At 62.1% G+C, this 10238-nt stretch carries 7 protein-coding genes; 3 read left to right on the forward strand and 4 right to left on the reverse strand.

Annotation, left to right across the window (positions count from 1 at the left end):
- Positions 1 to 97 precede the first annotated feature (97 nt).
- Positions 98 to 2455, reverse strand: coding sequence for a UvrD-helicase domain-containing protein (locus tag AC30NL_RS05655; protein WP_489463036.1), 2358 nt, complete (start codon positions 2453 to 2455; stop codon positions 98 to 100).
- A 196-nt stretch (positions 2456 to 2651) separates the two neighbouring features.
- On the opposite strand from AC30NL_RS05655, the gene AC30NL_RS05660 reads away from it, so the two are divergent.
- Entirely contained in the window at positions 2652 to 3629 is a 978-nt protein-coding gene (locus tag AC30NL_RS05660) for a GMP reductase (RefSeq protein ID WP_489463037.1), read from the forward strand.
- Positions 3630 to 3677: 48 nt separating this feature from the next.
- On the opposite strand, the gene AC30NL_RS05665 is transcribed toward AC30NL_RS05660, so the two are convergent.
- A complete protein-coding gene (locus AC30NL_RS05665; RefSeq protein ID WP_489463038.1) occupies positions 3678 to 4886 on the reverse strand; it encodes a S41 family peptidase in 1209 nt (402 codons plus the stop codon).
- A 253-nt stretch (positions 4887 to 5139) separates the two neighbouring features.
- Here AC30NL_RS05665 and AC30NL_RS05670 point away from each other — a divergent pair, with 253 nt between their 5' ends.
- Entirely contained in the window at positions 5140 to 8082 is a 2943-nt protein-coding gene (locus AC30NL_RS05670) for a valine--tRNA ligase (RefSeq protein WP_489463039.1), read from the forward strand.
- Here the strand turns inward: AC30NL_RS05670 and AC30NL_RS05675 are convergent.
- Both AC30NL_RS05675 and AC30NL_RS05680 read right to left on the reverse strand, forming a co-directional pair.
- A complete protein-coding gene (locus AC30NL_RS05675) occupies positions 8000 to 8440 on the reverse strand; it encodes an NAD(P)-dependent oxidoreductase (RefSeq protein ID WP_489463040.1) in 441 nt (146 codons plus the stop codon). The two genes, AC30NL_RS05670 and AC30NL_RS05675, sit on opposite strands and share 83 nt — an antisense overlap.
- The gene (locus AC30NL_RS05680) at positions 8427 to 8978 is read right to left on the reverse strand and encodes a hypothetical protein (protein ID WP_489463041.1); all 552 of its coding nucleotides are present in this window, start codon (positions 8976 to 8978) and stop codon (positions 8427 to 8429) included. The genes AC30NL_RS05675 and AC30NL_RS05680 overlap by 14 nt, the downstream gene beginning before the upstream one ends.
- 80 nt (positions 8979 to 9058) lie before the next feature.
- Between AC30NL_RS05680 and galU the strand changes: the two genes are divergently transcribed.
- Positions 9059 to 9925, forward strand: coding sequence for a UTP--glucose-1-phosphate uridylyltransferase GalU (gene galU / locus AC30NL_RS05685; protein WP_489463042.1), 867 nt, complete (start codon positions 9059 to 9061; stop codon positions 9923 to 9925).
- The last annotated feature ends 313 nt before the right edge of the window (positions 9926 to 10238 follow it).

Here is a 10238-nt window from a genome sequence, read left to right on the forward strand (position 1 = left end):
AAGCGCAGCCATAGCCCGGGCTATGGCGAGCATTTGCAACGACGAGCAGGGGTCTCTTGGCGTGATGAGCGGGCATGATCGAAATACTCTCAGCCTCTCAGGCCACCGGCGTCAATTTCGCGACGCTCAGCGCCAACCACTTCATCCCGTGCCGGCCGAAGTTCACTTGCGCCCGCGCGTCCTCGCCACTGCCTTCGAGCGTGACGATCACGCCTTCGCCGAACTTGTTGTGGAACACGCTTTGCCCTGCACGCAGGCCGTGGCTCGGCGCCTTGGGCGCGAACGGCGCACGCTCCTCGACCTTGCCGGCGCCGACGATCGATCCCAGGCCCGACCCGCGTGACCACGCCGCTTGATACTCGCGCGCAAAGCCTGAGCCGAAGCCCTGGTTGCGCGGCGTGATCCATTTGAGCGCCGCCGCCGGCAGTTCGTCGAAGAAGCGACTCTTGATGTTGTAGCGCGTTTGGCCGTGCAGCATGCGCGTCTGGCTGAAACTCAGGTACAGCCGCTTGCGGGCACGCGTGATCGCGACGTACATCAGGCGACGCTCTTCCTCGAGCCCGTCGACATCGGACACACTGTTCTCGTGCGGGAAGAGACCCTCTTCGAGCCCCGTGATGAAGACGGCGTCGAACTCCAGCCCCTTGGCAGAGTGAACCGTCATGAGCTGGATGGCGTCCTGCCCGGCTTGCGCCTGGTTGTCGCCGGCTTCGAGAGACGCGTGCGTGAGGAAAGCGGCGAGCGGCGACATGATCTCGCCGGTCTCAGCGTCGGGCACCTGCTCCATCGCCGCAGCCACGGCGCCCGCACCCGCGGCAAAGGTGCCCGAGTGCTCGTCGATCGGCAGCGCCACTGCATCCTTGCCGAATCCTTCCTGCGTCACGAATGCTTCAGCCGCATTCACCAGCTCTTCCAGGTTCTCGAGACGGTCCTTGCCTTCCTTGTCAGTCTTGTAGAAGTCGACCAGCCCGGACGCATGCAGCATGTGCTCAATGATCTCGCGCAGCGTGAGGCCCTGCGTCGCTTCGCGCATCGCATCGATCATGGCGACGAAAGCCTGCAGGTTCGCGCCGCTCTTGCCCGTGACCGCGCAGACGCTTTGATAGAGGCTGCGGCCGCTCGTGCGGGCCGCGTCCTGCAACTGCTCGACGCTGCGCGCACCGATGCCGCGGGTCGGAAAGTTCACGACACGCAGGAAGCTGGTGTCGTCGTTCGCGTTCTCGATCAAACGCAGGTACGACAGCGCATGCTTCACTTCAGCGCGTTCGAAGAAGCGCAAGCCACCGTAGACCTTGTATGGAATGCCGGCATTGAACAGCGCGCTTTCAATCACACGGCTTTGCGCGTTGCTTCTGTACAGGAGCGCAATGTCGCTGCGCGCCATGCCGTCGCGGTGAAGCTGCTGCGCCTCTTCGACGAACCATTGCGCCTCCCCGAAGTCGCTGGTCGATTCGTACACACGCACCGGCTCGCCTGGGCCGGCCTCGGTGCGAAGGTTCTTGCCCAGGCGCCGCGAATTGCGGGAGATGAGTTCGTTGGCAGCATCAAGAATGTTGCCGAAGGACCGGTAGTTGCGTTCGAGCTTGATGACCTTCTCGACGCGGAACTCGCGCTCGAAGTCGGTCATGTTGCCCACCTGCGCACCACGGAAGGCGTAGATGCTCTGGTCGTCGTCGCCCACGGCGAACACCGCTGTCTGCGTGCCCGAGAAGATCTTCAGCCATGCGTACTGCAGGCGGTTGGTGTCCTGGAACTCGTCGACCAGCACGTGACGGAATCGCCGCTGGTAGTGCTCGCGCAATGCCTCGTTGTCGCGCATGAGTTCGTAGGTGCGCAACATCAACTCGGCGAAGTCGACCACGCCTTCGCGCTGGCATTGCTCTTCGTAGGCCTCGTAGACCCTCACCATGGTGCGGGTTTGCTCGTCGCGGACCTCGACGTCCTTGGGGCGCAGGCCGTCTTCCTTGGCACCAGCGATGAACCAGGTCACTTGCTTGGGAACAAAACGTTCCTCGTCGAGGTTCATCGCCTTGATGACGCGCTTGACGGCCGAGAGCTGATCGGCCGAATCGAGAATCTGAAAGCCTTGCGGGAGGGCTGCGAGCTTCCAATGGGCGCGCAGGAATCGATTGCACAGACCGTGGAAGGTTCCTATCCACATGCCGCGCACAGGGATGGGCAACATGGCGCCCAGGCGCGTCAGCATTTCCTTCGCAGCCTTGTTCGTGAAGGTCACGGCCATCACACCGCCCGGCGACACCTGCCCCGTCTGGATGAGCCAGGCGATGCGCGTGGTGAGCACGCGCGTCTTGCCAGACCCGGCGCCGGCGAGGATCAGGGCCGGGCGCGACGGCAAGGTCACCGCGGCATATTGTTCTGGATTCAGGTTGGCCAACAACGCTGTGGGCGCTTTCGGCTCGTCTTGCGGCAGCTCATCAGGGAACATACTGGTCATCCGCGCATTCTAGGATTTGGCCCGAGGTGAAATCCGTCGCGGCCGCGCGCAGAATTCGTCGGCCCCCTCTTCCGCATCAAGCCGCTCGTACTTCCTTGTTTGTTCTATTGCACTACCTCATGTGGGGATGAGGTGTTGCAGTTCAAACTTGAGCCGGCCCTGCATTCAACGTCTGGTCTCAGAGGCGGAACTCAGCATGGAAATATTCGACTACGACAACGTACTTCTCCTCCCGCGTAAATGCCGCGTGGAGAGCCGCAGCGAATGCGACGCGTCGGTGGAGTTCGGCGGCCGCACTTTCAAGCTGCCGGTGGTGCCGGCCAACATGAAAACCGTGGTCGACGAATCCATCACCGAATGGCTGGCGGCCAACGGCTACTACTACGTCATGCACCGCTTCGATCTCGACAACGTGGCGTATGCGAAAAACATGCGAGACAAGGGGCTGTTCGTGTCGATCAGCTCAGGCGTGAAGCCGGCGGACCATGACGTCATCGACCGCCTGGCGCTCGAGGGCATCGGCGCCGACTACATCACCATCGACATCGCGCACGGCCACGCGGAGACGGTGCGCAAGATGATCGCGCACATCAAGGAGAAGCTGCCCAAAACCTTCGTCATCGCCGGCAATGTGGGCACGCCTGAAGCCGTCATCGATCTGGAGAACTGGGGGGCCGACGCAACCAAGGTCGGCATCGGTCCGGGCAAGGTATGCATCACACGCTTGAAGACAGGCTTTGGCACGGGTGGATGGCAGTTGTCGGCGCTGAAGTGGTGTGCTCGTGTGGCGACCAAACCAATTATTGCGGACGGCGGCATTCGCGATCACGGCGACATCGCCAAGAGCATCCGCTTCGGCGCCTGCATGGTGATGATCGGCTCACTGTTCGCTGGACACGAAGAGTCGCCCGGCCGCACCGTGGAAGTCGACGGGAAGATCTTCAAGGAGTACTACGGGAGCGCGTCGGACTTCAACAAGGGCGAGTACAAGCACGTCGAAGGCAAGCGCATCCTGGAGCCGGTGAAGGGCAAGCTCGCCGACACCTTGCGCGAAATGCGCGAGGACGTGCAGAGCTCCATCTCGTATTCGGGCGGGACGAAGCTGGCCGACATCCGGAAGGTGAATTACGTCGTGCTCGGCGGGGACAACGCGGGCGAGCACTTGTTCATGTGAGATCCCGAACGGGAGTTGAGTGCATGCGGAGAAAAACCTCTCAGCCTCTCAGTCAATGACCACGCCCTCGCGCTTCGGCCCGATCTGCAGCATCCGGCGCGCCTGGGACCCGAGCGACTGCGCACTCATCGTCTGCGCCGGACATGCGCCTGTCTGCAGATAGCTCATTGCAGCAGCTGTGAGCTTCTCGGCGGGATCGCCGAGCTCGCCGGCGATGTCGTCGACGACTGGGCACGTCGGCTGAATGCCTGAGTAGTACCTGCCCTCGCCCAATGCATTGAAGGACTCGAAGTTGACCGCACTGAACACTTTGCCGCAGGACTGGACCGGCGAGAAGCCGAAAGGCTTTCCACAGGTGGCGCCGCCGATCGTCACGACGTTCATGTAAGGTTTGAGTCCGTTGATCACCAGTTCGCTTGCTGAGCAGGTGCGCCTGCTCGTAAGAACCACGGCACGCGAGAAATTGGCGCCAGGCACGCTCGACAAGTTGAACACGTCATTGGCCGAGGGATGCGCCGCATTGGCTCGGGTCGACACAAAGACTTTGCCGCCGTTCGATCCGCCGGCAACCAGCGAGGCCAGCAAGGCAGAAGTAGACAAGCGGCCGCCGCCGTCATAACGCAGGTCGATGATGATTTCGGTCGCACCCGCCGCCCGGAATGTGGCGAAAGCAGTATTCAGCGGGGCTTCTGCCACCGGCACGAAGTCCTTCAGCGACACATAGCCCGCGCGGGTGCCGTCTGGCAGCGTCAGCACCTTGTTTGCTGTGACGGGAACGAGGTCATAGGTGGCTGCGACGAGCGTCACGAAGCGGGTCGTGGCACCGTTTTGAATCTCGAGCGTGACGCTCTGGCCGGGAACACCCGGAACCAGGGCGCTGAAGTCGTTGGCGGCCTGCAACTGGGCAAAGCTGCGTCCGTTGACCGACACCACCACGTCGCCACGCTTCAAGCCGGCGCCCGCGCCGGGCGACTGCGGTTCGATGTATCCGATCTTGAGCAACTGTCCGTCGGCACTCGTGTTGAACCACAATCCGAACCCCATCGACTTGCCGTCGCCGAAGAACTGGTTGTAGGCCACGCTGTCTTCGATATAGCTCCAGCGGTCCGCCGGCACGACGCCGTTGCCGGTGAAGCGCAGGGCGTCAAAGTAGCCCGGCACGTCGAGGTACCCCGACGGATCGGGGTTGGGCGATGCGCCGGCCCAGAAGTACCAGTCGCTCATGTAGGAGCGAAGCCAGGCGTTTTGTGACGTCACGTCGCAACCGGAGCTGGCACTTGTTGACTGCGGGCTTGTAGCGCCTCCGCCGCCGCATCCTGCGCACATCGCCGCAATGACCAAGGCCGCGAGCCTGAAACCACCTGCCAATGCCGTCATGTCCGTGTGCGCCGCGCAGGCCTGCCGAGTGAGAGACGGCGTCGATTCTAGGTATGCCTGCACGCCTACAATCGACGGCTTCCCGAAGCCAACTGTCTTTCGCGGGCATATGCCCGCGAATGGCCTGATTTTCATGAGCGAACTAGCCAAGTCATTCGAGCCCGCTGCCATCGAAGCCCACTGGGCGCCGTTGTGGGAGAAGAGTGGCCTCTACGAGCCCACGCTCGACGAGAAGAAGCCTTCGTTCTCGATCCAGCTTCCACCGCCCAACATCACAGGCACGCTGCACATGGGGCATGCGTTCAACCAGACCATCATGGACTCGTTGACGCGCTACCACCGCATGAAAGGCTTCAACACGCTGTGGCTGCCGGGCACTGACCACGCGGGCATCGCAACGCAAATCGTTGTCGAACGGCAGCTGCAGGAACAGGGCATTTCGCGCCACGACCTCGGTCGCAAGAACTTCGTCGCCAAGGTATGGGAGTGGAAGGAGAAAAGCGGCAACACCATCACTCAGCAGATGCGCCGCCTGGGCGACAGCGTGAGCTGGGGGCATGAGTACTTCACCCTCAATGACAAGCTCTCGACGGTGGTCACCGATACCTTCGTGAAGCTCTACGAGGAAGGCCTCATCTACCGCGGCAAGCGCATGGTGAACTGGGACCCTGTGCTCAAGTCCGCGGTGTCCGACCTCGAGGTGGAGAGCGAGGAAGAAGATGGCTTCCTGTGGCACATCCGCTATCCGCTGGCCGATGGGTCGGGCGAAGTGGTGGTGGCGACGACGCGGCCAGAAACCATGCTCGGAGACACCGCGGTGATGGTGCATCCGGAAGACGAGCGCTACACAGCGCTCGTCGGCAGGAAGGTGATGCTGCCTTTATGCAATCGCATGATTCCTGTCATTGCCGACGACTACGTCGATCGCGCATTCGGTACCGGCGTGGTGAAGGTCACGCCTGCACATGATCCGAACGACAACGCCGTGGGCATCCGCCACGGGCTGCCGGTGATTGGCGTGCTCACGCTCGACGCGAAGATCAACGAGAACGCGCCTGAGGCTTATCGCGGGCTCGACCGCTTCGTCGCACGCAAGAAGGTCGTCGCCGACCTCGAAGCACAAGGCTTCCTCGTCGAAGCAAAGAAGCACAAATTGATGGTGCCGCGTTGCGCACGTACCGGCCAGGTGGTCGAGCCAATGCTCACCGACCAGTGGTTTGTCGCGATGAGCAAGCCAGGCCGCGACGGCCGCTCGATCGCGGAGAAGGCCATCGAGGTGGTGCAGGACGGCCGCGTGCGATTCGTGCCTGAGCAATGGGTCAACACCTACAACCAATGGATGAAGAACATCCAGGACTGGTGCATCTCGCGCCAGTTGTGGTGGGGACATCAGATTCCGGCCTGGTACGACCAGGAAGGCAATGTCTACGTGGGTCGCGATGAGGACGAGGCTGCGCAAAAATGGCGGCTCGAACTCGACAACCGCATTGCCGCAGCACGCGCCGCGAATGACGATGCGCAGCTTCGCCTGCTCGACAGCTGCCGCGCCGCCGGCCCGCAGCTCACACGCGACGAAGACGTGCTCGACACGTGGTACTCGTCGGCGCTCGTGCCGTTCTCCACGCTGGGTTGGCCCGAAGAGACCCGGGAGCTCGATCTCTTCCTGCCGTCGACCGTACTGGTGACCGGCTTCGACATCATCTTCTTCTGGGTCGCCCGGATGATCATGATGTCGGTGCACTTCACCGGCAAGGTGCCATTCCGCGACGTCTACATCCATGGCCTTGTGCGCGATTCGCATGGGCAGAAGATGAGCAAGAGCGAAGGCAACGTGCTCGATCCGGTGGACCTGATCCAGGGTGTGCCGCTGCCGGAGCTGATCCGCAAGTCGACCACCGGCTTGCGCAAGCCGGAGACCGCACCCAAGGTGGCCAAGCGGGTGGAAAAGGAGTTTCCTGAAGGCATCCCGGCCTTCGGCGCGGACGCCTTGCGTCTCACGATGGCGAGCTATGCGAGCCTCGGTCGAGACATCAACTTCGACACCAAGCGCTGCGAGGGCTATCGCAACTTTTGCAACAAACTCTGGAACGCCACCAAGTTCGTGCTTGCGAATTGCGAGGGGCATGACTGCGGACTGAAGGAGCACTCGAAGGAAGAATGCGCACCGGGCGGGCCGTTCCATGGCTACATGAGCTTCTCGCCCGCCGACCGATGGGTCTCGAGCGAGCTGCAGCGCGTGGAGGCCGCGGTCGAGAAAGGCTTTGCTGAGTATCGACTCGACAATGTGTCGAACGCGATCTACCAGTTCATCTGGGACGAATACTGCGACTGGTACATCGAGATCGCGAAGGTGCAGATCCAGACCGGCAACGAAGCGCAGCAACGCGCGACCCGGCGCACGCTGATCCGCGTTCTCGAAGCAACGCTGCGGCTGCTGCACCCCGTCGCCCCCTTCATCACGGCGGAGTTATGGGAACGCGTGGCACCGGTGGCAGGACGCAAGCCCGGGGACGACCGATTCGGTATCGTGGCGGCTGCCTACCCGAAGGCTCAGCTCGAGAAGATCGATTCGCACGCCGACGCGTGGATGGAACGACTGAAGGCCCTGCTCAATGCCACGCGAAGCCTGCGCGGCGAGATGAATCTGTCGCCGAGCGAACGCGTGCCGCTGTACGCAATCGGAGATTCGACGTTCCTCGAAGTCGCTGCACCGCTCTTGAAGACGCTGGCCAAGGCATCTGACGTGACGCTCTTCAAAGACGAGGGGGGGTTCGTGACGGCGGCGGGGCAATCGCCTGTCGCGGTGGCAGGTGACGTGCGCCTGGCCTTGCACGTCGAGGTTGACGTTCCTGCTGAAATTGAACGCCTGACCAAGGAAGCGGCGCGCCTCGAAAGCGAAATCGCCAAGGCCAACGCCAAGCTCTCCAACGAATCCTTCGTGGCCCGGGCTCCTGCGGCGGTGGTGGATCAGGAAAAGCAGCGCGTCGTCGAGTTCACGGCGACACGGTCCCGGCTTCTTGATCAAGTACAACGCCTGGCGTCGTCTGCTGGAAATCCGACTGCGCCGCGGGCGTGAGGCTCAAGAGTTCATCGATGCGCTTGACCACCGCCCAGGCGCTGCGCAACCGCGATTCGCGTGTGGTGCTCGCCACGCGCGGTGTGACCTGAAGCGATGGCATTCCGGCAAGCGGCCGGCCCTCGTCGAGCACGCCCGGCTCGACGCTGTCGAGCCAGGCCGCGGCCACGCGGCCGCTGTTCAGCGCGTGCGCCAGTGCATGCTCATCGAACAGGTTCGAATTCGCAATGCTGACAATGACCTGATCGGGTTTGCAATGCGGCAGGAACCGCTCGCCCAGCAGGCCGTGGTACCGGGTGAAATAGTGGAGCAGCATGCACACTGCATCGCAGGTTTCGAGCAGTTCACGCAGACCCACCGGCGTGACGCGCCAGCGGTCCCAGACTGGGTCCGAAGCATGCAGCGAAGGGTCGTACCCCGACGACCTTCGATCCGAAGGGTGCGAGCAACTGCGCCATTGAGCGCGCCGACGGCACCATCCCGATCATGCCCACGGTACAGGCCCCGAGTTCGCGCCCCACCTGCAAACCGTCGGCCCCAACGACCGGGACGCGGCGTAGAAGAGACAGCAACGCGCCGATCATGAATTCGGCTTCCGCTTTCGCCGTTGCGGTGACGCTGCGCACCACTTCGACTCGCGCGCGCGTGCAGGCATCGAGATCAATGTTCTCGATGCCCGCGCTCACACGGCCCACCACTCGCAGCAAGGGCGCGTAGTACAAGGCCTTCCGATCAAGGGAAACCGACGGCGGAATGATCAACGCGCGCACGTTGTAAAGCGCCTTGCAGAACTCACGCTGGTCGCGTGCCAATTCCGGTGCGTATTGCACCGAATGGCGGGCACTCAGCCACTGCGTGACTTCGCCCTCCAGCGGCTCGACGATCAGCAAGTCCATGCTTACGAATGGCACCAGTTGAGGGTCATTTGCTCATGCCAGAATTGCACGGCAGAGTCATTCCCAGGAGATTGAAAAAAATGTTTGTCAACAAAGCGATCTTTCCGGTGGCCGGTCTTGGCACGCGCTTCCTTCCTGCCACGAAAGCCCAGCCGAAGGAGATGCTGCCTGTTGTTGACAAGCCCTTGATTCAATATGCCGTCGAAGAGGCTTACGCAGCTGGCGTGCGGGAAATGATCTTCGTCACGGGCCGACACAAGCGCCCCATCGAAGACCACTTTGACATGACTTTCGAACTCGAGGTAGCCCTCGAACAAGCGGGTAAACAAGAGCTTCTCGACGTCGTTCGAAGCGTCAAGCCCGACGACATGGAATGCATCTATGTGCGCCAGGCACAAGCCTTGGGCCTCGGTCACGCCGTGTTATGCGCACAGCGCTTGGTGGGCAACAACCCGTTCGCTGTTTTGCTGGCTGACGACCTGATGGTGGGGGAACCTCCGGTTCTCAAGCAAATGGTGGAGCAGTTCGACGAATGGCGTGCGTCCATTCTTGCAGTGCAGGAAGTGCCGGCCGAACACACACGGCGCTACGGCATCGTCGCCGGCACGCACGTGAACGAGAAGTTGATGGATGTGAGCCGCATCGTCGAGAAGCCCGCTCCCGAAGCGGCACCGTCTCGGCTGGGCGTGGCTGGTCGCTACATCCTCACGCCGGGCGTGTTCCACGAGATCTCGAACCAGCCGCGCGGCGTGGGGGGCGAGATTCAGCTCACGGACGGTATTGGGGGGCTGCTGCGACGAGAGAAAGTCTTTGCATACCGCTACGAAGGCAAGCGGTATGACTGCGGCAGCAAGGAAGGTTTCTTGCAGGCCAATGTGGAGCTCGCATTGCAGCATCCGGAATTGGGCAAGGGATTCCGGGAGTATTTGAAGAACCTGGAAATTTGACGCTCGATTTGTAACTTGCCGGCGCCTTCGACGGCGGGGTGCGCGGACCTTTGCTTGTCCGCAATTCCCAAAGGATTTGGCCCGGAACAAGTTCCCGTTTTGGGGGCGCTGGGCGGGATGCGATGCAAGGCGCTCCGAGCGCCGTGTGGCGAGCCACACAAGTGAGAGGCTGAGAGTATTTCGATCATGCCCGCTCATCACGTCAAAAGGTGCCTGATCTAGGCGCAAAGCGCAGCCATAGCTTGGCTATGGCGAGCATTTGCAACGACGAGCAGGGGTCTTTTGGCGTGATGAGCGGGCATGATCGAAATAC

It is taken from the genome of Rhizobacter sp. (assembly GCA_021153565.1).
GTDB lineage: Bacteria > Pseudomonadota > Gammaproteobacteria > Burkholderiales > Burkholderiaceae_C > Albitalea.